The organism is Bacteroidota bacterium (assembly GCA_020161395.1).
In the GTDB taxonomy this organism is placed as follows: Bacteria; Bacteroidota; Ignavibacteria; order Ignavibacteriales; family Ignavibacteriaceae; genus UTCHB3.
This window is the reverse complement of the sequence record JAIUOE010000004.1, coordinates 66,657-89,714: the sequence shown is the minus strand read 5'-3', so window position 1 is coordinate 89,714 and position 23,058 is coordinate 66,657. Positions and strand designations below refer to the sequence as shown.

The window sequence follows — 23,058 nt, the reverse complement described above, 5'->3', positions numbered from 1 at the left end:
TCCGGATTTAAAACAAAAAAGCTGCCCGGACTTATTCTCGGGCAGCTTAAGAATATTAGGCTTAATGCTTAAGCGAGATACTTAATCAAAGATCGAACTTGATTCCCTGAGCGAGTGGTATTTTCGTTGAGAAGTTGATGGTATTCGTTTGTCTTCTCATATAAGCACGCCATGAATCAGATCCTGATTCTCTGCCCCCTCCGGTTTCTTTTTCGCCACCGAAGGCACCACCGATCTCGGCACCTGAAGTTCCGATATTCACATTTGCGATTCCACAGTCAGAACCGCGGGCAGAGAGGAATTCTTCTGTTTCTCTCATATTCAATGAGAATATTGCAGAAGAGAGTCCCTGCACCACATCGTTTTGAATGGCTATGGCTTCTTTTACATCACCACTGTACTTAATCAGATACAGAATTGGTGCAAAAGTTTCTTCCTGAACAATCGGATAGCTGTTTTCAACTTCACATATTGCCGGTTTCACATAGCAGCCTGATTCATAACCTTCACCGGAAAGTACTTCTCCGCCATAGAGAACTTTTCCACCCGATTTTTTTACTTCTTCGATTGCCTTGGAAAAATCAGCTACCGCACCTTTATCGATGAGTGGACCCACATGGTTAGCAATATCAAGAGGATTTCCGATTTTAAGTGATCCGTAGGCTTTTACGAGCGTATCTTTAATCTTGTCGTAAATACTATCATGGATAATCAGACGGCGTGTGGAAGTACATCTCTGTCCGGCTGTTCCTACCGCTCCAAACACGATGGCAGGTACTGCCAGTTGAAGATCTGCATCCGGAGTAAGAATGATAGCGTTGTTACCGCCGAGCTCCATGATCGCCTTTCCGAATCTGCCTGCTATTACGGAATTTGCATGTTTCCCGACACGGGTCGATCCTGTTAAAGATATGAGCGGAATTCTTTTGTCATTAAGGATTCTTTCTCCAATGGTTGAACCTTTACCAACAATAAGAGAGAAAACGCCTTCAGGTATGTTGTTGACTTCAAGCACTCTGGCAACAATTTTCTGTACTGCGACCGCAGCCAACGGGACTTTCGAGCTTGGTTTCCACAAATTAACATCACCGCAAACCGCAGCTATCATTGCGTTCCACGACCATACCGCTACAGGAAAATTAAATGCCGAAATAGTGCATACGATTCCGAGGGGATGCCATTGTTCATACATTCTGTGATCGGGTCTCTCGGAATGCATGGAGAGTCCGTAAAGCTGTCTTGACAGACCTACTGCGAAATCACAAATATCGATCATCTCCTGAACTTCACCCCAGCCTTCCTGCAGGGATTTACCCATCTCATACGAAACGAGTCTTCCAAGCGGATCTTTATATTTACGGAGTTCATCACCTATCTGTCTGACAATCTCTCCTCTTTTAGGAGCCGGTACATCACGCCAGTAAATAAAAGCCTCAGAAGCTTTCTGAATAATCTCTTCGTAATCAGACTCTGAAGCCTGATAAACGGAGGCTATCTTCTCACCTGATCCTGGTGAATATATCTCAAGTTTTCCGGCATTTTCAGTTTTCTTCCATTCGCGACCGGTGCACGAACCATAATTTATTTCTTCGATTCCAAGTGTTTTTAGGAAATCCATTTTTTCTCCCGAGAAATTAATAAATGTATCACCGAAATATATGGATAATAGATAAATGGAATTTCGTTTTTCTTTTTGGGCTGAGTTACTGTACAAAAAAACTTAAAAGATCAACAAACTGTAATTTATTCTCTCATTGAAATTGATTATATTAAGGTATGAGATTAAACAATTTAATTTACCCTTGTCGTCCTTTCAACGAGTCATTTAGCCCCCGGCTCCTCCGCAGCTATTTTGTCTCCAAATTCGAATCAGTGTTTTAAGCACACTCCCCCCAGACTTTACAAATCCTTTTTTTTACATACGCTTTTCTTTCAGATAAATTTCCTTACGGGAGGTGTTCTATGAATAATACAGCAACTTTCAGTGAACATAATGTTACTGCAAATGATGTTTTTCCAATTCTCCACAAGCATATTCTCGCTGATGGATACGATTTTGTACTCGATATTAAAAAAAGCCACGGCTGCTATATGGTTGATGAGAGAACCGGTGACGAGTATCTGGATTTCTTCTCATTTTTTGCATCCTCGGCTTTGGGGATGAATCACCCTAAACTCAACAATCCTGAGTTTCGTGAAAAATTGGCATGGGCAGCTCTGAATAAACCTTCAAACAGTGACATTTATACTGTTTTTAAGGCGGAACTTGTCGATACCATCAGCAAATATGTAATGCCTGATCATTTCAAATACCTGTTCTTTGTTGAAGGTGGTGCCGTAGCTGTTGAAAACGGATTAAAAGTTGCCTTCGACTGGAAAGTTCGCAAGAACTTTAGAAAAGGATACAAAGAAGAAAAGGGACATAAAGTCCTTCATTTCAAAGAGGCATTTCACGGACGAACAGGGTACACGATGTCTCTTACGAACACCGACCCGAACAAGGTGAATTTATACCCTAAATTTGACTGGCCCCGTGTTCTCAACCCAAAAATTATATTCCCGTTAAAGGATAACCTTCAGGAGGTTATTGACGCCGAGAATGAGGCAATAGCTCAGATCTATTCCGCCATCAAACAGTATCCTGACGATATTGCGGTTATAATCATTGAACCAATACAGGCAGAGGGTGGTGACAATCATTTCAGAAAGGAATTTCTTTTGAAACTGAGAGAAATTGCCGATGAAAATGATATCATGCTTATGTTTGATGAAGTCCAGACAGGAGTTGGATTGACAGGTAAAATGTGGGCATCCGAGCACTTCGTAATGCCAGACATCATCTCATTCGGTAAAAAAATGCAAGTTTGTGGAATTATGGTTAGTGACCGCGTAAATGAAGAGCCGGATAATGTGTTTAAAGTTTCTTCACGAATCAACTCAACCTGGGGTGGAAATCTGACCGATATGGTTAGAGCTGCCAAAATCCTTCAAGTGATTCATGAGGAAGGTTTAGTTCAGAACTCTGCTATCATGGGAGATCTGCTGCTTTCGGAACTGAACGATATGCAAACTGAATTCCCCGCTCTGGTTTCCGGAGTTAGAGGAAGAGGTTTGATGTGTGCTTTTGACATGCCTGATAAAGCAACAAGAAATGAATTCATCTCGAGATGCTGGAAAGAAAAACTAATGATTCTTTCCTGTGGTGAAAGAAGTGTTCGCTTCAGAACACCTCTGATCATTCAGAGTGATGATTTATTAAAGGGTTGCAAAATTATCAGAGAAGTGTTAAATTCCCTAGTCAAATAACATAAAGTTGTATATACCTTTAAACTACTTGCACTGCACGGCTCCCGAAAGGGAGCCGTTTCAGTTTTAAATAATCGCCGGGTTAATTCTCATCTTCATAAGCTACAAGGCTGTCAACATCGTATCCTGTAAGCTTTTCCCTGCCGGGCAGAAAAGTAAGCTCTATAATAAATTGAATCGAAACAACCTCACCACCGGCTTTTTCGATCAGTTTTATTGCTGCTGCGGCAGTACCACCCGTGGCAAGAAGATCATCATGAAGCAGCACTCTGTCCCCTTTTTTGATCGAGTCAACATGCATCTCAATCGAATCTGTACCATATTCGAGCGAATAATCTTCCGAATACTTTGCTGAAGGAAGTTTTCCCGGCTTTCTGATAAGGACAAATCCCGCATTTAAGAGGGAGGCAACAATTCCACCCAAAATAAAACCTCTTGACTCTATTCCGGCTACTTTGGTTATGCCAAGATGTTTCACCCTGTTATAAATCTCTTCAGCGGAATAGTTAAGTGCCAAGGGATTTTCAAGCAAAGTGGTTATGTCCCGGAACATTATCCCGGGTTTTGGGAAGTCTTTGATACTGCGGATTGTGGCTTTTAAATCCATATTAATACCTGTTCATTTGTTAAGAAACTTGTCGATTCCTGATTTGAATTCCTCGGTTGATCTGCTAATAACATTATACTTTTGAGAAAGTTTTACGGAATTTTTGTAGTTCAGTGAGGATGTTTCCCTGATCAATCTCTTGGTTAGAGCAATGCTGTCTGTAGAATTTTTATTCAGTTTGGAGCATAATTCGATGGCATCTTTCATCACATCATCCGAAATCTGATCTATTAAGCCGGTTTCCAGAGCTCTGTCTGCATTCAGGATTTCAGCCGAGATCAGAAGCTGTCTTGCCTTGAACTCCGGAAGTCTTCTCAGAAGGAGAAAAGATACAATTGCAGGGAGGAATCCAATCTTTACCTCACTGTATCCCATCATGCAGTTTGTTCTGTCTGCGATAATAAAATCGCATGCAGTTGCAAGTCCGCACCCTCCTGCAATGGCAGGACCGTTGACTGCGCCAACAACGGGCTTGTCACATTCGTAAACAGCAAGGATCATCCCGGAAATCAGTTCAGAATCTTTATCGTTTTCCAGTATTGAATTGTTTTGCAATTGCTGGAGATATGCCAAATCTGCCCCGGCAGAAAATGCCTTTCCGGAACCCGTAACAATAATTGACTTAACGGAACTGTCAGTTTCACAACTACGGAAAATGTCAATAAATTCTCTAATAAGTCCGGGTGAAAGGGCATTTCTTTTTTCGGGTCTGTTTAATGAAACAATTGCAGTCTCGTTCTCGATCCTCAAATCAACCATCATTTTCTCCCGATGAACTCTTTAAATTTTTCCAGTGAGTAGCAATTTATGATTTCATCCTTTTGCATTCCGGCTTTCTTTGCAATTTTAATTCCGTACATCACGCTTGACAATTGTGAAGTGGAATGGGCATCAGGATTAATACTAAAATTGCATCCTTTGTCTCTCGCGATGAACAGCCTTCTCCAATCCATATCGAGACGATAGGCTGAAGCATTTATTTCTATCGCCACCCCGTTGGCAAGACATGCATCGATAATTTTTTCATAGTCTGCTTCATACTCGGGTCGTTCCAGCAAAATCCTGCCGCTTGGATGCCCAAGAACATCAGTGTGAGGATTCTCTATTGCCCTGATAATTCTTGCGGTCATCTCCTCCCTGTTCAGAGAAAAACGGGAATGAATTGAAGCAACCACAAAATCAAAATTATTCAAAAATTCATCTCCATAATCAAGACTGCCATCTTTGAGAATATCTGCTTCGATTCCGTGAAAAATGTTCTTCCCGAGTGTGGTGGCAACATTTGATATTTCATCCTTTTGGACAAAGACCCTGTCTTCTCTTAACCCGTTGGCTTGAAAAGAAGCTTTGCTGTGATCACAGACAGCGAAATACTCATAACCGAGTGCAGAAGCGGCTGTAACCATCTCACTCAGGGTATTCGACCCGTCTGAATAGTTGGTGTGGAAATGGAAACATCCCTTAAAATCCTCGAGAGCGAGTGTTGAAATGGAAAATCTTGAATCATCAATGAACGGCAGATACTCCCGTTCCCTCATTTCCGGAGAAATATAGCTCAAACCGAGTTTCTGAAAAATATCAACTTCGGAATTGAATTCGCCGGATTTTGACTCAGTCACGCGGTATTTTTCAACAAAATCCTTCGAACCTGTAGTCTCATAAAGAGTATCAAAGAAAAAATGCTGGCTCATTTCCTGATGAAACATTATTTTCACTCTGCCGCCATAATTTGTTTCTTCAGAGTATGAAAGGTCAGGCAAGCCAAGTTTTTCCTTTAACTGTTCAAGCACTTTTTGCTGATCCTGGGTGAGTATTACGAACTCGATAACTGATATCACTTCCATATTCCTGCGGTATTCCCCTGTCACAGAATAAAGTTCGATACCTGAGCACTCTTTAAGTACTTCTTCGATTTCTTCTACAATCCGAGTTGCATCATTTAGCCGGATTTGCGTCTGATTCTTTTTATACATTTTTATATGATCGAGCAATTTCTCAGCCCCTGCATCGGTAAAACCCTTGACCTTGGCAAGTTCTCCCGACAAACAAAACTGCTCTAAAACCTGAACACTGGTAACTCCGTAATCATAGTATAACTGAACGGCTTTTTTTGGACCCAAACCCCGGATCTGATTAATTTCAATCAGACCGGGAGGAACTTCATTTTCCAGTTCTCTTAATGCCGAAGAATAACCCATATTGTAATAGTCCGCAATCACTGAAAGAATTCCTTTACCAATTCCTTTTAATTCAGCCATTTGACCCGACTCGAACATCAGTGCAAGGTCTTCCTGCAGACCGGACAGAATGGAATATGCCTTTCGAAAAGCATTAATCTTGAAAACATTCTCACCTTTCAGTTCGAAAAGATAGGTAATTCTGTCAATTATTTGTAAAAGGTTTTCTTTGTCGTTATTCATAATAATGGAATTAGTTTAAAAAGAATAAATGTATTAAAAACGCCAAGTGACGCACCGGCTATGATCTGACCGGGTGTGTGACACTTCAATTCAAATCTTGCCCAACCCAAAGCGAGTACAACAGGAAGTGCCACCAATCCCCAGAAACCATGTGCCAAAATAACAACAGCCATCAGTCCTCCGGCACCCATCGTATGTGCACTTATTTTCCACAGCAAATTTACAAAAAAGAGAGTTAAAAGATTAACAAGATAGATGAGAAATAAAATTTTTATTTCAGTCGCGTGTCCAGCCCAGGGTATCAGGAAATATCCTGCCAGAATGATCGCCGCAAAAACAAGATAAGGGATGTGCCTCTCTGTTCTGTTTCTCGCGTCAGCATCGGCTATTTTGCCCTTGCGCAGGAAAAGAATGAAGACCAAAACCGGAAGTACGACTGAAAAAAGAGAGGTGTAACCGAGGATCAGAAGAGAATTCCCTGATTCCGGTTCGAACTTGTTAATTATTAAAAAAAATGAGCTAAGGTTGAGAACGGGAGGGAGAAAGAGGTATGAAATGACTTTAGCCATCAACTCCTGCTTACCATTTCCCATATTACTGTCTCAAATCGATGTGAGCATTTGCATAAGCATTTTCAAGACCTGAAAGATATCTCTCGTAACCAAACAGAAGCTCCTCGACCTGCGAAAACTCAAGAATTTTCATCAATTCCTGACGAATATGGCTGGCGTTTACCAAACCTTTAAGGTATCCTGAATAATACTTCCTTTGTTCAAGTATGGCTCTCCTTTCACCTTTTACCATTGTGGCAAGTTGAAGATGTCTAAGGCAGACCCTGATTCTTTCTGAATAAGGTATCTCATCTTCTATCGGTAATCCATTCATCAGCCTCTTGGCATCCTTAAAAATCCAGGGATAACCGATTGCCCCGCGGGCAATCATTACTGCATCAGCCGTGGTTTCCTGAAACGCTTTTACAACATCCTCAGCCGACATTACATTCCCGTTTAACGCCACCGGTATCGACACAACTTCCTTCACTTTGTTAATCCATTCCCAATCGGCATCACCCTTGTGTCCCATGCTTCTGGTTCTGCAATGTATGGTCAAAGCTTTTACTCCGGCATCTTCAAGTCGCTGAGCAACTTCAATTATATTTATATTTTCGTGATCCCAGCCGATTCTGGTTTTAACAGTAACGGGGAGTTCGACGGAATCTACCACAGCTTTCACAAGTCTTTGCATGTTTACCGGGTCTTTTATCATACCTGCACCTGCACCACAGGCTACAACTCCTTTGATCCAGCAACCGGCATTAATATCTATCAACTCAGGTTGAAACGACTCGGCAATCCTGGCAGCTTCGACCATAGACTCAAGTTTTCCACCATAAATTTGAATACCAACCGGGCGTTCCTCATCAATTATTTTTAGCTTTTTATGCGTCTTTTCATTTTTGCGTATAATGCCTTCGGCATTCACAAATTCAGTGTACACCACATCCGCACCCAGTTCACGGCACACCAGTCTGTAGGAGATGTCTGTGACATCCTCCATGGGTGCAAGCAGCAGGGCTTTATCTATTTCAACGGGACCAACTCTAAACATTTGCCAACTTTGGTTTAATAATAATATTGTAATATTTTGCACAGTAAAAAAGGAGCAGGATCGAAACCACAGCACCTGTGAAGAACGGAATCTGATACCCGAGGTACTGGAAGGCAAAGCCTCCCCACAACGGTCCGAGAACCCTCGCAAATGATGACATTGATTGATTCAACCCCAAGACCATCCCCTGATCAGCTTCCGAGGAGACCTGAGAGATCAGGCTTAACAGTATCGGCTGTAACGAGCCTGTACCAACCGACATAAGACCCAATATTAATGCCATTATTGTAAATGAATGTCCGTAGGGTATAAGTGCCAAACCCACAGCCAGGCTCGAAAAACCCGTTATAAGAAGTTGTAATTTGGTAAAGCGGGTTGTCAGTTTACCCATCATGAAGCCTTGCATAAATGCAGAGACAATTCCCATGATGCCGAAGAGCATCCCGTTATCGAAGTCGGTAAATCCGAAGTGTCCGCTTCCGAGGATGGCAAATGTACCGTAGATATTGGCAACAGAGAAAGTCAAAAAGAAAGTCAGAGTGATAACGAAAAATGAAGCCTTTTTTCTAAATACCTCAATGAAGGCAGGAAAGTCGATCAGCTTTCTTTTTCTTAACGGTGCTTCACCTTCTCCCGGTTTTTTCAGGGATTCAGGCAGATAAAAGAAACTTAATACAAATGCAAGCACAGAAAACGCCGCACTGGCGAATCCGGTGACTTCATATCCAAATTTCGAAAAAATACCGCCCAGCATCGGACCAAATACAAATCCCAGCCCGAAAGCCACTCCAATCAGTCCCATTCCTTTTGCCCGTTCCTGTGGTGTCGTTACATCAGCGATATAGGCTTGTGCAACTCCGATACTGCTCCCACCAACTCCCGAAATTATTCGTGCGGCAAGAAGCATTATAAACGAATGTGTGAAGGAGAAAAGGATATAACCGGCTGCATTCAAAAGGAGGGTGATGAGAATTATCTTTCTTCTCCCGAATCTGTCAGACAGTGAACCGAACAACGGATTAAACAAAAACTGTGTGAGTGAATAAACTGCCACTATAATTCCGACAGAACTCTCATTCATATGCAGAACTTTAACTGCAAATGTAGGAATGATCGGGATCAGGATCCCGAATCCGAGCAAATCAATAAAGACGACTAAAAATATAAGTGACAGCGGGAGATTTTTTCTCATAATTTTTCCGGAAACAAAATGCAAAATTACAAAAAAAAAGCCACTCAACGGGTATTGAGCGGCTTAACAATTGATATAAGAATCAGTAAAGTATACTAACCTTTGCGTGAATTCTTTGTGTTCTGTACATCTTCGCGAAGGTCCTGAGCGAGTTTTTTAAGGTCGCTGAGGCTTTTTCTGATTCTTGTACCGGCTGCTGATTGTTCCTTTTCATAGAATTTATGGAAATCAGCTTCCATAGCTTGAACCGCGTCTAATAACTGCTTGTATTTCTCCATATGGTTGCTCCTGTTTATTTATGGATGTGTGTGTTTTCAAAAACAATTTCTGCGATGTCTTTAACTTTCACATCGTCCGATTTTTCCAAAGCCTTGACACCATCTGTCATCATGGTCATACAGAAGGGGCAGGCTGTAGCAATGATATTGGCTCCGGTTGCTATCGCCTCCTTACTTCTTTCAATGTTCACTCTTCCCCCCTCGGAATCTTCCATGAACATCCTGCCGCCACCAGCTCCACAGCAAAATCCTTTTGATTTGCTCCGTGTCATTTCAATTTGCGGGTTTGCCACCGATTTCGTTATTATGTTTCTCGGGGCGTCATAAATCTCATTGTATCTTCCAATGTAGCACGAATCGTGATAAGTAGCGGTAATTTCCTTTGATTTTTCGTCAATGTCTATTTTGCCATCAGATATAAGCTTATCGATCATCTCCGAGTGATGTAGAACCTCATAGTTTCCACCAAACTGAGGAAATTCATTTTTAAGTGAGTTGAAACAGTGCGGGCAAGCAGTTACAATTTTCTTGACACCGTAATTATTCAATGTCTCAATGTTTGTCTGCATCAGTGTCTGTGCAAGGTATTCATTTCCCAGCCTGCGGGCTGTATCACCGTTGCACTGCTCTTCACTGCCCAGAATTCTGAAATCAATTCCCGCCTTTTGCATAATTCCGGCGAAAGATTTAGATACTTTTTTGTATCTGTCATCGAAAGAACCTGCGCATCCGACCCAAAACAGATATTCAGTATTCGGGTCTTCTGCCATGGTCTTTATACCCAATCCTTCTGCCCAAGCACCTCTTTCAGAAGCCGGAAATGCCCAAGGGGAGCCATTGTTTTCCAGACTTTTGAAAGTATTATTCAACTCAGCCGGGAAATTGGATTCCATCAATACCAGGTGACGGCGCATATCCACTATTGTACCCACATGCTCGATCATTACCGGACACTCCTGAACACAAGCCATGCAGGTGGTGCATGACCATAGCTCAGCTTCGGAAGTGTAGTTGGGGACAAGAGATTTTTCCAGCATCTCGCCTTCTTTCACTCCAGCAACAAGCAGTGGCCCCTTGTCCAGCGTTCTGTCGCGAACATCGGTGATTATTTTTCGGGGTGAAAGCGGTTTCCCGACTGTATTCGCAGGACAAACAGATTCACAACGGCCACACTCGGTACAAGAAAAACCATCAAGCAATTGCTTCCAGGTAAACTTTTCAATGTCATTCACACCAAAATATTCGGCATTTTCATCCGCAAGATTTATCGGTTGAAGTTGCGCTCTCTTCTCCAATGGATTCGAGAACCAGACATTCGGAACTGAAGTGATAACATGGAGATGTTTTGAGTAAGGAAGATAGTTGAGGAAGCCCAATACAAGTAAAACATGCAACCACCAAAAGACTTCAAATGCGTTTTCCGCAGCGCCGGAAGTACCAAAAAGCCCCGTCAGATAAGTTACAACCGGTCTGACCTCCCACTCGGCAAGATGACCTGTCTTCGCAACATGAGCTGCATTTTGACCCATCATGCTAAGAACAACAAACAGAATCAAAACAAGAATAAATGCTGCATCAAGTTGTCCTTCCCTGTCCACCTCGAGCCTCTTTACTCTCTGTACAAATCTTCTGTACAAAGCAAAAAGCACAGAGCCGATCACTAAAAGTCCAAAAACATCCTGTGTGAATGTCATCAGACTGAAAAGTGGTCCCAGAAAAGCAAATGTAAAATGAGGCACAAATCCCTGAATGAAAGTCTCAAGAACTGCAGAGATAAACAGGACAAAGCCCCAGAAAATGAGTGCGTGAACGATTCCTGCCACAGGATCTCTGAAAAGTTTTGACTGGGCAATTGCGATCACTATCACATTTTTTATTCTTAAACCTATATCACCAAACCTGTTATCAGGCTTCCCGAGTTTAAGAAAGCCCAGTATTCTCCTGGCACTTATCGAAAAAATAATAAACGCCGTTAAAAGAACGATCGCAAACGCAACGATTTTCAACATCTCTAATAATTCTTATTTTCTGAGGGATTTGAAGATCAATGAAGCTGCTAAAACTTTTACAACAGTTGAAATCGAAAAGATAATCACTCCAAGTTCAAGGGTTTTGGTAAAACCGCCTGCGAGGAAAAGATCGAGATAAAGAGCTCCCATTCCCAGAATAACAACATGCGCACCGAAGAATGTAAGAACAGAAGTCACATAATCAGATTTTCTTTCCATGACAAAGCCGGTCAGCCAGGCAGCAAGCGGGAAAGCAAGAAGATATCCACCTGTAGGTCCAAACAATCTGGCGATTCCCGGAGCAAGATCGGGTGACTGTGCAAAGACAGGCAATCCGGCAATTCCCATGCCCAAATAAGCGATCATTGCATAAAATCCTTTTCTGGAACCAAGCATTGCTCCCGACAGTACGACAATCATGGATTGAAGTGTTGTAGGAACCGGTTTCACCGGAATTGTAATTTGTGCGGCAATAGCCATAAGAATTGAAAAGGATGCGATACCGAAAAGTGGATGTGATATCACTTTATCTTTGATGTAAGAAATAATATTTTCTGATTTTGTAATCACGGACATTCTAACCTCTGTTATATTTTCGGAAAAAAGATTCTGTTTTATTTAATACTTCGTTAAATTGATCTGTCATCTCCCCCGGGGGATGCACCATATTGAATGTGTGCCCTGCTTTCGGGACAATAAAAAACTCTGATGAAGGATTTTTGCAATAAGAACTGATGTTTCCTGCATCTCTTAAGGGCACTGTCAAGTCGATTTCGCCATGGATTGTAAGAATTGGCAAGTCCAGCATTCTTACATGCTTCTCAACTGAGAGTTTGTCGTTTTTATTCGTCAGAATATCTTCCAGGAACGAATAATCGAGCTTCATCTCCTGTCCCGTTCGTGTGTTTAAAAAGCTGAGACAGCCTTTCTCCCTCCACTCCTTTTTCTGTCTGTCAGTATATCTGTCGACATAAGAGATGGAAGCCCATACAGACAAAGCACTAAGATTTTTAATTTCGGGAGAAGCAAGAAGTGTAACCGCTCCGCCCCTGCTGTGTCCAATAATGAATAATTCACCATTAAAATTACAAAATTCATTTGAAATAACACGCAACGAAATCTCTTTTAATTCTTCAACTTCCAGAGAAAGGGTGTTCTTTTCAAATTTTTCAAGCTCGTTGAAAACATCATTGCCTGAAGATATACCATTATGCGAAAAATTAAAGACGAGTGAATGATATCCCCTCTCCTCGAAAAACCGTGCTGCCAAAGGGAAAAAACCCCAGTCTTTGAATCCCTTAAATCCGTGCACAAAAACAACCACAGGTTTGGGTAAGGATTTGTTGCTCGAATAAACATCCAGCTCAATTTTGTTTCCGGATATTGTATCTATCAAGAAATTATATTTCATATTTTCTAAAATGCTATAAATTGGTCATAAAATCAAATTTTTAGCTCAAAAATCGTGGAAATTGTAAAAATTTCTTTATAAAAATTAATATCAACACCTTTTTATTAATTATTTCTTATTTTAGCAAGGTAAAACAACAAATTATATGTCATTGCTAGTAATTCCCTCTATTGATATAAAAAACGGTAAAACTGTTCGTACAGTCCAGGGCATTCCCGAACTGGGATGTGCTGGCTATTGCGATGATCCCCTCGAGATGGCGATGATCTGGCGAAGTGAAAATGCCAAGATGATCCATGTGGTGGATTTTGACGGTATTTATGGTTCCACATCAGTAAATCATTCACTGATCGCACAGATTTGTTCATCCGTGATCATTCCGGTTGAGTTTACGGGTGGCATCAGAACCGTAAAGGATGCAGAATATGCTTTTGACACGGGTGTATGTAGAGTAGTAGTCGCCTCGGTTGTCATCGAAAACAGAAAAGAATTTTACCGGATTTTTGACAAATTTGGTCCATCAAAAGTGGTGGTCGGAATCGATGTTATCGATAACGAGGTAGTAATCAAGGGACGAAAACAAAAAACCGGGATTCATCCGGCTGATTTAGCCTCTCAACTGGCGGGTATCGGCGTAAACAGGTTTATTGTTGCTGATGTACTTACAAACGGCATGCTCGGGGGTCCCAATATCGAACTTACACGGCTGATCGCAGAAGTTACTCAAAAAAGAATTACTCATTCGGGTGGAATCGCAAATAAAGAAGAACTTTTCGCTGTAAATGCATTGGCGTCTGAAGGAGTTGACTCTGTAATTATTGGCAGAGCACTCTATGAGAACAGGTTCCCCTGTCAAAAAATCTGGCGACTTGCAGAATCGGGATTATTTGATTAGTCAAACTAATTGAAAGGTTAAAACAATGATACAATTCGATAAAATACTCGTTCCAATCGATTTTAGTGATTACTCACTGCAGGCTCTTAAATATGCCTCGGAGTTCGCTAAACTGTATAAATCACAGATTTTACTCGTTTATGTTGTCGAACCTGTAATTTATCCCCCCGATCTTAGTATTGGTCAGATTGCACTTCCAACACTGTCATACCAGATTGATGAAAAAGCCAAGGAAGAACTGGGAAGGGTTGCCAGAGAAAATATTCCTGCTGATATTGAAGTGATTCCAATTGTTAAACTCGGTAAACCTTACCTGGAGATAATTGACCTTGCAAAATCTGAAGATGTCGATCTGATCATTATTTCCACACATGGTCATTCGGGTGTCGAACAGATTCTCTTTGGAAGCACCGCTGATAAAGTGGTAAGGAAGGCACCATGTCCCGTTCTTACTTTACGGGAACCTGTGAAAGGATTCGATTTCAGAGACAGCCGGGCATGATTGTTCGACTGCACCGGGATTATTGAGAATCTAACTTTTTCTGTTTACTACGAAGTCAACGAGCGAAAGAAGTGAATTTTTGTACTCACTCTGAGGAAAAACTTCGAGACAGGCTTTAGCCTCATCTGCTATTTGTACCGCTTTTTCCTGCGCGAGCTTCAGACCATCGTTCTTGATTACGAAGTCGATAATATTTTCCACACTGTCTTTTTCGTTTAGAGACCGGATCTCTTTAATAATTTTCCTGCCGGCGGATTTCCCCGCTTTTTCCATTGCATAGATTAGGGGAAGAGTAATCTTTTTCTCTTTTATGTCACCACCGATTGGTTTGCCAAAAAGCTTAGTCGTCCCTTCGTAGTCAAGAATATCATCTTTAATTTGAAATGAAATTCCTAAAAGACTCCCGAATTTTCTTGCTTCCTGCCTGAAGGTTTCGTTATCGGTCGAACTCAGTGCACCAATATAGCAACAGGTTTCGATAAGAGAGGCAGTTTTATCAGAAATCACCCTGAAGTATGTCTCTTCGTCAATATCAAGTTTCCGCGATTTTTCGAGTTGAAGCAACTCCCCTTCCGCCATCCGTTTTACAGTATCAGTTATTGTCTCGAGAAAATCATAATCCTTGGATGAAACCGAAAGCATCAAACCTTTGGAAAGAAGATAATCTCCCAGCAGAACCGAAGCTTTGTTTTTCCAGATGGCATTAATGGATGGAAATCCTCTCCTCTTGTCAGCCTGATCTACGACATCATCGTGTACAAGGGTTGCGGTATGCAACAATTCAACCATTGTGGCACCACGATAGGTTCTTTCATTGATACCACCACACAGGCTCGCAGTTAAAAGCACAAGGGTCGGTCTTATTTTCTTACCCTTTTGCTTTAAAATAAAGGAAGTGGCAAGATTGAGCAGTTTGACATTGGATTTCATCGACTCTTTGAAGTGTCTGTTAAATTCTGTCAAACCATCCTTGACCGGAGCCAAAACCTGATCCATTACCGGGAAGTTAAATTTTTCTTTGTTGCCCATTTGGATATGAGAATACTCGTTTCGTAAAGTAAAAAAAGCGGAACAGCCAGAATCAACATTGAAAACGGATCAGTTCCCGGTGATAAAAATGCTGCCAGAACCATCAGGATTATGATGGCATGTCTGCGATACTTGATCATGAACTCCGGCGAAAGTATTCCTATTCGTGTCAGGAGATAGGAAACAACCGGCAATTCGAATATCAATGAACTACCGATCAAGATGCTGAAAATCAGCGACATATATTCATCGAGCGCGAAAATATTCAGCACCTCTGCACTGCCAAAACCGGCAGCGAAACTTAAAGTCATCGGAATCATGACAAAGTATCCAAAAGCGGTGCCACCTAAAAAACAGAATGACGAGTAGAATGCTGCCCAAAGCAAAGCATTTTTCTCATGTTTGTGCAAAGCAGGCGCAATAAACTGCCACAGATGATAAAAACTGTAAGGTACCGTTACAATAAGTGCAACAATAAAACTTACCTCAAAGTTTAACATCAACTGACCAAAGGGCCTGATGTTTTGCAGCTTTATTGTTGAATTCCATGCCGGTGTCAACAATACAGTATTAATTACATCCTGCGCAAAACCAATTGAAATCAACCATATCGGAATTACCCCGGCGAATATTTTGAGGAGTCTGCTTCTTAGCTCTTCGAGATGATCCCAAAATGACATCTCCACTTCAGGTTCATCATTCTCTTCTCCCGATAACTGATCCGGAATTTCTTCAGCGATCATTTATTTCCCGAAAAACAGAGGAAAACCCGAGCAGAGCTCTTTTACATCATTTTTAATGCCTGCCAGAATCTCTTCATTTTCTGAATTAACGACTGCTTTGTCGATCAGCTCTGCGATTCTCACCATTTCATTTTCCTTCATTCCACGGGTTGTGGATGCAGGCGTTCCGACTCTTATTCCGCTGGTAACAAAAGGACTTCTCTGATCAAAAGGCACCATGTTTTTATTTACGGTAATCCCGGCTTTTCCGAGTGCAATTTCAGCAGCTTTTCCGCTGATATTTTTATTTGACAGGTCAACAAGCATCAAATGATTGTCGGTACCACCCGATATAATATGATAGTCCTTTTTAACGAGTTCCGCCGCAAGTTTTCTTGCATTCGCCCTCACCTGATGTACATAACCCGTAAAAGAGTCCTGTAAAGCTTCACCAAAAGCCACACCTTTAGCCATAATAATATGCATAAGGGGACCGCCCTGAATACCCGGCATTATCGTGCTGTCAATCAATTCTGACATCATTTTTAATCTTCCGGTTTTGGGAACCGATATTCCAAATGGATTTTCAAAATCCTTCCCCATCAATATTACTCCGCCTCTCGGACCACGAAGTGTTTTGTGGGTTGTGGAAGTCACAAAATGACAATGTTCGAGAGGGTTGTTCAACAGCCCTTTTGAAATCAGTCCTGCAGGATGTGCCATGTCGCAAAGGAGGAAAGCACCGACCTGGTCAGCTATTTCTCTGAATTTTTTATAATCCCAGTCTCTCGAATACGCACTGCCACCGGCAATAATCAATTTTGGTTTTTCCTGTTTTGCAAGCGACTCAATATTCTCATAATTCAGGAGGCCGGTCTCTTTGTCAAGTTCATACGCAACCGCCTGATAAATTTTGCCGGAGAAGTTGACAGGAGAACCGTGTGTCAGGTGACCACCATGAGCAAGACTCAGACCGAGAATCTTATCACCCGGCTTCAGGATCGTCATAAAAACACCCATATTCGCCTGAGATCCGCTGTGTGGCTGAACATTTACATACTCTGCACCAAAAAGTTTTTTTAGTCTTTCACGAGCAATATCTTCCGCCATATCAACATATTCGCATCCGCCATAGTATCGTTTTCCGGGGTACCCTTCCGCATATTTGTTGGTCAGAACGGATCCTGCCGCAGCAAGAACAGCCGGACTTACGATGTTTTCGGAAGCAATCAGTTCAAGTTTTTCTGTCTGTCTTCCCGTTTCGAGTTGCAAAACCTCGTACATTTCGGGATCATTTTTTAAAGAATCGTACATTATATAATCTCCGTTTATTGTATCTTTAACTTTTCTTCAATCCAAATATAACAACTTCCCATAATCTTTATATCATCACCCGACTTGAAGCCATTAGCCGTATACTCAGAGGTGTCGGGAAGATATTTTTCTATATCTTCAATTCTGTCTTTCAATTCTGTAAGCGTGGAATCATACCCGAGGGCATTAAGATATTTTTCATAGGCAAGTTGATAGACACACTTGTCATAAAACTCGAGTTTACCGCAGGTTCTGGCAGAGTTCTCATAAACCAGTCCTTCATAAAAAAGTGCTTTTCCCCACCCCTTCCCTGCCTCCGAAGCCTTCCTGAAATATTTAACAGCAGCCCCGTAGTTGTCTTTTTTCTCAAAAAGCACACCAATGTTGAAATAGTAGTCTTTAACGGACGGTTCCAGTTTTATCAGATTCAGATAGCCTGTTAATGTGCTTTCTTCATCTTTCAACTTATCTGCAGTGAAAGTGAAGCTTTTCCAGTATTTCAACTCATCCGGAAATTGTCGGGTCAGTTTCAGTAAATATGGAAAGGCATCTTTGTACTTTTCGTTCTCTATCAGTATCGAGACCAGAGCCCAGGTGTTGGAGGAACTTTCGGGTTTCAGTTCATGCAGTTTTAAACGCAGTTTTATCAGGTTTTCTTCTGATCCGGCGAGTTGACTTATCAGTTCACCCCATTTTACTTCATCCGGATATTTTTCGAGTAGATATGTACTCATATCCAGAATCGTGAGAATTGTCGTCGTATCTTTGATATCTGCCCGGGCAGCTTTTTCTGAAAGTCGTTGGACAATAAGGTCATCCTGTTTACCTGCAAGTTTTAGTGCGGCTTCGTAGAGCGGGTAAATATCCTTAAATCCCAGATCAAAGTATCTGTCGAGTAGAAATGCTTCAGAAACATAGTAAGGGAGTGAATTATCGGGATCGTTTGCCCTTGCGGACTTGAAAAAATCTCGAATAAATCCCGGCGTAATTAATTTTGTGGTGTCAGAAATGTTATGAAACAAAACTTCATTAAACTTAGGGTAGAACCAGGAATAATAGGGGGAAAAACCGGACTCCGACATCAACTCTTGACCAAGATAAAATGCTGAATCAAATTCACCTTTTACAACAAGATTCGAAAATGTGTTGTATTTCTGCGAAAGTGAGTCAGCATTCTTCCCGGAAAGAGAAAAGATGAAGACAAAGATTAACAGGCATGATCTAAGAACTGTGTTGATCACTACTGCTAATAGTCCGTTCTCAAAAACCATAATTCACCAATACTTAAACCAATTACGAAGTTAATCGTGTTATCTTTTATAACATTGGCAGCGTTTGATGAATTGAACGAGTATTGCAAACCGAGATCTATATAGTTTGCCGGTGAAAGTGGAAAGCTGATTCCAATTCCGGCGGACATTCTGTATGAACTCTCACCTGATAACAAATATGGAAGTTTTTCATAGCTGAGTCCAAGTCTGTAAGAAAGATTCTGTTCAAAAGTGTTAGACTTCGAATTTGGATTATATTCAAACCCGGCACTCACTTTAAAAGTATTTGTGAGAGATTGAGTACCCTGATTTGTCATGTAGTAGTCTGTCCATGACTGAGTCAGGTAGTCTGCAAATATTTTTGTCCGCGGATTAAATTTGATCGAAAAGCCGGCAAAGAAGCGGGATGGAATTGAGGACTCCATGTCACCTTTTAATGTGGTATCCTGGAACCCGAAATTGTTAACGGTATAGCTGCTGTAATCACCTTTAAGTGTAGCTTTGAGGCTGTACCCCGCAGATAATCTGATTTCGTCAAGCGCTTCAATCTTCATAAACCTGTTCAAATCTTCGGTAATAAGTCCAAAAGTTGCGCCAAATCCTTTAAAGTTCTGTTCCTTGGCAAAAATTCCATTCAGTACACCGTCAGAAAAGAATTTCACCGTTGAATTATACTCGTAGTGGCCCATATAAAAATCAGCAGTTCCGCCAATATTCAAACCAAACGGCAATCTGTATGATGAACCAAGGAATATTTTAGTTATTCCACCATCATAAAAATATTCTTCCCGGTAATTAACAGGTACGATGGAACCGGCACCTGTTACTGATCCGTCCCTCGACCCTTCGTAGCTCACATCTGAATACTTGGAAACACCAAATACAATACCTATTCCGTGCTCGTGGCTGACAGGTATCCCCATATTAAATCCGGGGAAATATGAACCGGCATAGTAGTTTTTGTTCTTCGAATCAGATACAAATGAAGCCTCAAGGACCTGCCCGAAATCGACTCTTGTCAAATTAAAACTTCCGAATGAAGCCGGATTAAATAAATTTATTCTGTCATCATCATAGTTTGCTGTACCAAGCTCTCCGAAAGAAAGACTTCTGGCGGTTGTCCCGTAAATCAGGGTGCCGGTTCCAAAGCGTGAATAGACCGTATTGACCTGAGCAAACGAGAAAGTCGTTAAAATTACAAGGGATACAAAAAGTTTTAATCTCATTTTATAACTAATCTATTTTTGAGTAAGTAATGATCAATTTTGGCTTTAATCCGGCTGCTGCTTTCGAACCCCGAAGGTAAAATGTTTCCAATCCTTCAATTGCGTTTGAAGTCTGAACAACAAATCCAAGATTTTTCTTAGTGGCGTAAATCTGTCTCACCAATGTTGTGAGGTTGCCTGTATATTTTCCACTTGAATAATAAAGATTAGCTGTGTAAAGCGAATTTTGAACAAATGTGCTGTCGTTGGTCAACTCATCAATAATTCCGATCAGGATACCGTTCAAAAGACTGTTTCCGATAAGTTTCTTTGAAGTATCAGCAGTGAGAACAAGTTCGGCATTATTAATAAAAACACGCTCAGGTAATTTTGCAAGATCGAAAAACAACCGTGATTTTATCGTTGTTCCACTCTGAACAACCATCTCATCTTGAGCAAGTGCCGGAGTGGCACCATCAACAACATGAGCATCGGAAAGTGTCCTGAATGAAATCGTGGTATCTTTGTTCGTAGCCAGATACTTGAATTTAAGTTCAATTTTAGGAGCATTTTCGCCGGTTGACGAGAATCCCTGAAATCCGGCAAGGTAAGGCGTCGGAGATTCGGCACGAAGCAAAAGTCCATTGTTTACAAAATTTATTGTATCGTAGCTGTTTTTCATCCACTGAAGGGCAATGTCATTTTTTACATTAAAATAGTAGAAAGAATCAGGAGCAGGTTTTGCAGAAAGAATATCCTGAGAGTAGTCGATGGTTGGCAGCGAGTCAAGTTTGACTTTTAAGGGATCCCAAGAGCCTGTTATCTTATACCCGTTAATCATCGGAACCGGGAAAGCCTGAAGGGTATCTCCAATTCCATAAACTTTCTTCAGAACAATACGGGCGGAGATAAGTGAAATGCTGTCTTTTTGGATCGCATTTTTCGTAGTCTCATCAAAATTCACATTAAACTGAAGCATGACACTCGATTTTACACCAAGAGCATTTCCAAGGAGAATAAAATTTGAAGCACCCAATGGAACAATTTTCCTGAACGATGCTGATGTCTGAGTCAAACTGTCTGTTTGTGAATCGAGTACTTTTACTTTCAGGAGGTCACTTCCCAAATCATCAACTCCAATTGGAGATGGTGAATCTGAACACCCTGCAAATATTACTGCAGCGACAAAAAGGGAAATAAATTTGATTTTCAACAAGCGGAAACTCCGGATTTTAATTTTATAATTAATTTTGCAGATTCATAAAGATTTGAACATGTAAACTTTGGCATTTTATTTTGTTCCTGCAAGACAGAAATATGCTCCCTGCCATTCCCGGTATTCACCAAAATGGAAGTTATACCGAAATTGTGTGCAGCAAGAATGTCTGCTTGAGAATCCCCCACCATAAATGATTTTTCCAAATCAATTTCATACTCACTCATCGCCTGCATAAAAAGTCCGGTTGCGGGCTTTCTGCAGTCACATTCTGAAGGAGGGCTGAATGATTCATGATGAGGACAGTAGAAGAAACGGTCAATGTGAACAGAATAATATTTTTCAAGAAGGTTATTTATTTTTTCATGGATTGAGACAACCTGATCATCAGTTATTAAACCCCTTGCTATTCCTGACTGATTGGAAACTACAAGAAGAGTGAAGCCCGCATCTTTCAGAAGTTTTAATGCGGCACCGGTACCCTCAATCAGTTTTACATCCCGGGGATCTTTTAGATAACCGGGATCATAGTTGATTGTGCCATCCCTGTCAAGAAACACTACCGGAACCGGCATCAACCCGCTAAAATGTTTTTATAGAGTTCAACATATTTTCTTGCGGAGAGCTGCCAACTGAAATCGGTTTTCATACCGTTTCTGATCAAAGTTATCAAATCTTCTTTCTTTTTGTAGAGAGCCATGGCTCTGTTAATCTGTTCCAGAAGTGCTGCGCCGCTGTAATTTTCAAACATCAATCCGGTGGGATTCGCATTTGAAGAGTTGAAATCGATTACAGTGTCAGATAATCCCCCCGTTTTTCTCACAATCGGAATTGTCCCGTAAAGCAGTGAATACATCTGATTCAGTCCACATGGTTCTGTTTTTGAGGGCATGAGGTAGAAGTCCGACCCTGCCTCAATCAGATGGGCAAGTTCGTCATTAAAGCCTAAATAACAAGCAAATTTGGAAGGATATTTCTTGGCATATTCATCAAATTTATTGACATATTTCATTTCACCTGTTCCCAAAAGAACAATCTGAAGATTCAGTTTCAGCAGATCGGGCAAGCACTGCTCAATAAGATCGATTCCCTTGTAGTCATAAAGCCGCGAAATTATGCTGAAAACCGGCACACTGTTGTCGTAAACCAGTCCAAACCGCTCAACAAGGTTTTTCTTGTTCACATACTTGTTATCTATACTTCGGATATCGTAATTTTTAACAATAAGCTTATCTGTCGCGGGATTCCAGACCTTTTTATCAACACCATTTATGATTCCACTAAAGGCTTCCGCCTTGTTTTTTAGAATCTCGTCGAGACCGTTGCTTAGTTCGGGTGAAGACAACAAATCATTTCTGTAACCGGGACTGACAGTATTAATGTGATCCGAAAAAATGATTCCGGCTTTCAGGAAGTTTACTTTGTCCTTGTGAATGATATAGTTATCATTGTTAAAATCCTGAGACAGACCGGTTTTGTTGAAAGATTCGATAGGAAACTCACCACCATATTCAAAATTGTGTATCGTGGTTACAGCTTTGCACTTTTTAAAATAATCGTCTTCTTTGTAGATTGTTTTCAGGAAGGCCGGTACAAGAGCCGTCTGCCAGTCGTTTGCATGAATTATATCAGGAGCCCATCCCAGTTTCTTGACGAGTTCAAAGATTCCTCTTGCAAAAAGGACAAACCTCTCATCATTGTCAGGATATGGCAATCCCGTGAGCATATCGATGTATAAGCTCTTACGGTTTCCGAAGTACTCATCATTATCAAGAAAGTAAACCTGAACACGATTTTTCATGTTTGGAAGAAAGGATGACTTGACCGAAAAGATGACATCTTTCTCACCAAGCCTGACACTAAAATCTTTCAAACGCACAACATCATGTATCTTGAATTTGCGTGTGTCTATGGCACCATATCTGGGCATAACTATCCTGATCTCGTGACCAAGTTCAGCTAATTCTTGTGGTAATGAGGCGGAAACATCTGCCAACCCACCTGTTTTTACAAACGGGAAGAGTTCAGATGTGATAAAAAGGATTTTGTATTTTTTTCCTGAAGCCATTCTTC

At 41.2% G+C, this 23,058-nt stretch carries 22 protein-coding genes; 3 read left to right on the top strand and 19 right to left on the bottom strand.

Annotation, left to right across the window (positions count from 1 at the left end):
- Positions 1–85: 85 nt before the first annotated feature.
- The gene (locus LCH52_07680; GenBank protein ID MCA0388359.1) at positions 86–1,618 is read right to left on the bottom strand and encodes an aldehyde dehydrogenase family protein; all 1,533 of its coding nucleotides are present in this window, start codon (positions 1,616–1,618) and stop codon (positions 86–88) included.
- Positions 1,619–1,962: 344 nt separating this feature from the next.
- Here LCH52_07680 and lat point away from each other — a divergent pair, with 344 nt between their 5' ends.
- Positions 1,963–3,306, top strand: coding sequence for an L-lysine 6-transaminase (gene lat, locus LCH52_07675; GenBank protein MCA0388358.1), 1,344 nt, complete (start codon positions 1,963–1,965; stop codon positions 3,304–3,306).
- Positions 3,307–3,388: 82 nt separating this feature from the next.
- Here lat and LCH52_07670 read toward each other — a convergent pair whose 3' ends face one another.
- The 10 genes from LCH52_07670 to LCH52_07625 form a co-directional block, all read right to left on the bottom strand.
- Positions 3,389–3,913: an adenine phosphoribosyltransferase gene (locus tag LCH52_07670; protein ID MCA0388357.1), complete on the bottom strand. Its 525-nt coding sequence runs from the start codon at positions 3,911–3,913 to the stop codon at positions 3,389–3,391.
- A 12-nt stretch (positions 3,914–3,925) separates the two neighbouring features.
- Complete coding sequence (locus LCH52_07665; GenBank protein ID MCA0388356.1) at positions 3,926–4,675, bottom strand: enoyl-CoA hydratase/isomerase family protein; 750 nt, start codon at positions 4,673–4,675, stop codon at positions 3,926–3,928.
- Positions 4,672–6,333, bottom strand: a complete 1,662-nt coding sequence (gene polX / locus LCH52_07660; GenBank protein ID MCA0388355.1) for a DNA polymerase/3'-5' exonuclease PolX — start codon at positions 6,331–6,333, stop codon at positions 4,672–4,674. Before polX ends, LCH52_07665 begins: the two co-directional genes overlap by 4 nt.
- On the bottom strand, positions 6,330–6,902 hold the full coding sequence (locus LCH52_07655; protein MCA0388354.1) for a hypothetical protein: 573 nt from the start codon (positions 6,900–6,902) through the stop codon (positions 6,330–6,332). The genes polX and LCH52_07655 overlap by 4 nt, the downstream gene beginning before the upstream one ends.
- A 25-nt stretch (positions 6,903–6,927) precedes the next feature.
- Positions 6,928–7,941, bottom strand: a complete 1,014-nt coding sequence (gene dusB, locus LCH52_07650; protein MCA0388353.1) for a tRNA dihydrouridine synthase DusB — start codon at positions 7,939–7,941, stop codon at positions 6,928–6,930.
- A complete protein-coding gene (locus tag LCH52_07645) occupies positions 7,934–9,133 on the bottom strand; it encodes an MFS transporter (protein ID MCA0388352.1) in 1,200 nt (399 codons plus the stop codon). The genes dusB and LCH52_07645 overlap by 8 nt, the downstream gene beginning before the upstream one ends.
- A 95-nt stretch (positions 9,134–9,228) precedes the next feature.
- Complete coding sequence (locus tag LCH52_07640) at positions 9,229–9,411, bottom strand: histone H1 (protein ID MCA0388351.1); 183 nt, start codon at positions 9,409–9,411, stop codon at positions 9,229–9,231.
- A 14-nt stretch (positions 9,412–9,425) separates the two neighbouring features.
- Entirely contained in the window at positions 9,426–11,420 is a 1,995-nt protein-coding gene (locus tag LCH52_07635) for a 4Fe-4S dicluster domain-containing protein (GenBank protein MCA0388350.1), read from the bottom strand.
- A 12-nt stretch (positions 11,421–11,432) separates the two neighbouring features.
- Positions 11,433–11,996, bottom strand: coding sequence for a biotin transporter BioY (locus LCH52_07630; protein ID MCA0388349.1), 564 nt, complete (start codon positions 11,994–11,996; stop codon positions 11,433–11,435).
- A gap of 1 nt (position 11,997) precedes the next feature.
- Positions 11,998–12,831: an alpha/beta hydrolase gene (locus tag LCH52_07625; GenBank protein ID MCA0388348.1), complete on the bottom strand. Its 834-nt coding sequence runs from the start codon at positions 12,829–12,831 to the stop codon at positions 11,998–12,000.
- Between the two features lie 145 nt (positions 12,832–12,976).
- Between LCH52_07625 and LCH52_07620 the strand changes: the two genes are divergently transcribed.
- Together LCH52_07620 and LCH52_07615 are read left to right on the top strand one after the other, a co-directional pair.
- Entirely contained in the window at positions 12,977–13,726 is a 750-nt protein-coding gene (locus LCH52_07620) for a 1-(5-phosphoribosyl)-5-[(5-phosphoribosylamino)methylideneamino] imidazole-4-carboxamide isomerase (GenBank protein ID MCA0388347.1), read from the top strand.
- A gap of 25 nt (positions 13,727–13,751) precedes the next feature.
- The gene (locus tag LCH52_07615) at positions 13,752–14,228 is read left to right on the top strand and encodes a universal stress protein (protein MCA0388346.1); all 477 of its coding nucleotides are present in this window, start codon (positions 13,752–13,754) and stop codon (positions 14,226–14,228) included.
- A 30-nt stretch (positions 14,229–14,258) separates the two neighbouring features.
- Here LCH52_07615 and LCH52_07610 read toward each other — a convergent pair whose 3' ends face one another.
- The 8 genes from LCH52_07610 to LCH52_07575 are packed head-to-tail and all read right to left on the bottom strand — an operon-like array spanning position 14,259 to position 23,053.
- Positions 14,259–15,257 (bottom strand): polyprenyl synthetase family protein, encoded by a 999-nt coding sequence (locus tag LCH52_07610; protein ID MCA0388345.1) that lies wholly within the window; start codon positions 15,255–15,257, stop codon positions 14,259–14,261.
- Positions 15,224–16,000 carry a twin-arginine translocase subunit TatC gene (gene tatC / locus LCH52_07605; GenBank protein ID MCA0388344.1) on the bottom strand — a complete coding sequence of 259 codons (777 nt, stop codon included), beginning with the start codon at positions 15,998–16,000 and terminating at the stop codon, positions 15,224–15,226. The genes LCH52_07610 and tatC overlap by 34 nt, the downstream gene beginning before the upstream one ends.
- A complete protein-coding gene (locus LCH52_07600) occupies positions 16,001–17,293 on the bottom strand; it encodes a serine hydroxymethyltransferase (GenBank protein ID MCA0388343.1) in 1,293 nt (430 codons plus the stop codon).
- 14 nt (positions 17,294–17,307) lie between these two features.
- Entirely contained in the window at positions 17,308–18,564 is a 1,257-nt protein-coding gene (locus LCH52_07595) for a hypothetical protein (GenBank protein ID MCA0388342.1), read from the bottom strand.
- Positions 18,540–19,790: a hypothetical protein gene (locus tag LCH52_07590; protein ID MCA0388341.1), complete on the bottom strand. Its 1,251-nt coding sequence runs from the start codon at positions 19,788–19,790 to the stop codon at positions 18,540–18,542. The genes LCH52_07595 and LCH52_07590 overlap by 25 nt, the downstream gene beginning before the upstream one ends.
- A 7-nt stretch (positions 19,791–19,797) precedes the next feature.
- A complete protein-coding gene (locus tag LCH52_07585) occupies positions 19,798–20,982 on the bottom strand; it encodes a hypothetical protein (GenBank protein ID MCA0388340.1) in 1,185 nt (394 codons plus the stop codon).
- Entirely contained in the window at positions 20,979–21,560 is a 582-nt protein-coding gene (locus tag LCH52_07580; protein ID MCA0388339.1) for an HAD family hydrolase, read from the bottom strand. Before LCH52_07580 ends, LCH52_07585 begins: the two co-directional genes overlap by 4 nt.
- The gene (locus LCH52_07575; protein MCA0388338.1) at positions 21,560–23,053 is read right to left on the bottom strand and encodes a glycogen synthase; all 1,494 of its coding nucleotides are present in this window, start codon (positions 23,051–23,053) and stop codon (positions 21,560–21,562) included. The genes LCH52_07580 and LCH52_07575 overlap by 1 nt, the downstream gene beginning before the upstream one ends.
- Positions 23,054–23,058 lie beyond the last annotated feature (5 nt).

Bases quoted from the DNA above. Each gene is read 5' to 3' on its own strand.
- lat (MCA0388358.1), top strand. From the start codon at position 1,963: ATGAATAATACAGCAACTTTCAGTGAACATAATGTTACTGCAAATGAT.
- LCH52_07620 (MCA0388347.1), top strand. From the start codon at position 12,977: ATGTCATTGCTAGTAATTCCCTCTATTGATATAAAAAACGGTAAAACT.
- tatC (MCA0388344.1), bottom strand. From the start codon at position 16,000: ATGATCGCTGAAGAAATTCCGGATCAGTTATCGGGAGAAGAGAATGAT.
- LCH52_07670 (MCA0388357.1), bottom strand. From the start codon at position 3,913: ATGGATTTAAAAGCCACAATCCGCAGTATCAAAGACTTCCCAAAACCC.
- LCH52_07625 (MCA0388348.1), bottom strand. From the start codon at position 12,831: ATGAAATATAATTTCTTGATAGATACAATATCCGGAAACAAAATTGAG.
- LCH52_07575 (MCA0388338.1), bottom strand. From the start codon at position 23,053: ATGGCTTCAGGAAAAAAATACAAAATCCTTTTTATCACATCTGAACTC.
- LCH52_07645 (MCA0388352.1), bottom strand. From the start codon at position 9,133: ATGAGAAAAAATCTCCCGCTGTCACTTATATTTTTAGTCGTCTTTATT.
- LCH52_07665 (MCA0388356.1), bottom strand. From the start codon at position 4,675: ATGATGGTTGATTTGAGGATCGAGAACGAGACTGCAATTGTTTCATTA.
- LCH52_07655 (MCA0388354.1), bottom strand. From the start codon at position 6,902: ATGGCTAAAGTCATTTCATACCTCTTTCTCCCTCCCGTTCTCAACCTT.
- LCH52_07610 (MCA0388345.1), bottom strand. From the start codon at position 15,257: ATGGGCAACAAAGAAAAATTTAACTTCCCGGTAATGGATCAGGTTTTG.
- LCH52_07635 (MCA0388350.1), bottom strand. From the start codon at position 11,420: ATGTTGAAAATCGTTGCGTTTGCGATCGTTCTTTTAACGGCGTTTATT.
- LCH52_07590 (MCA0388341.1), bottom strand. From the start codon at position 19,790: ATGAGATTAAAACTTTTTGTATCCCTTGTAATTTTAACGACTTTCTCG.
- LCH52_07580 (MCA0388339.1), bottom strand. From the start codon at position 21,560: ATGCCGGTTCCGGTAGTGTTTCTTGACAGGGATGGCACAATCAACTAT.
- LCH52_07615 (MCA0388346.1), top strand. From the start codon at position 13,752: ATGATACAATTCGATAAAATACTCGTTCCAATCGATTTTAGTGATTAC.
- LCH52_07595 (MCA0388342.1), bottom strand. From the start codon at position 18,564: ATGGTTTTTGAGAACGGACTATTAGCAGTAGTGATCAACACAGTTCTT.
- dusB (MCA0388353.1), bottom strand. From the start codon at position 7,941: ATGTTTAGAGTTGGTCCCGTTGAAATAGATAAAGCCCTGCTGCTTGCA.
- LCH52_07630 (MCA0388349.1), bottom strand. From the start codon at position 11,996: ATGTCCGTGATTACAAAATCAGAAAATATTATTTCTTACATCAAAGAT.
- LCH52_07600 (MCA0388343.1), bottom strand. From the start codon at position 17,293: ATGTACGATTCTTTAAAAAATGATCCCGAAATGTACGAGGTTTTGCAA.
- polX (MCA0388355.1), bottom strand. From the start codon at position 6,333: ATGAATAACGACAAAGAAAACCTTTTACAAATAATTGACAGAATTACC.
- LCH52_07640 (MCA0388351.1), bottom strand. From the start codon at position 9,411: ATGGAGAAATACAAGCAGTTATTAGACGCGGTTCAAGCTATGGAAGCT.
- LCH52_07680 (MCA0388359.1), bottom strand. From the start codon at position 1,618: ATGGATTTCCTAAAAACACTTGGAATCGAAGAAATAAATTATGGTTCG.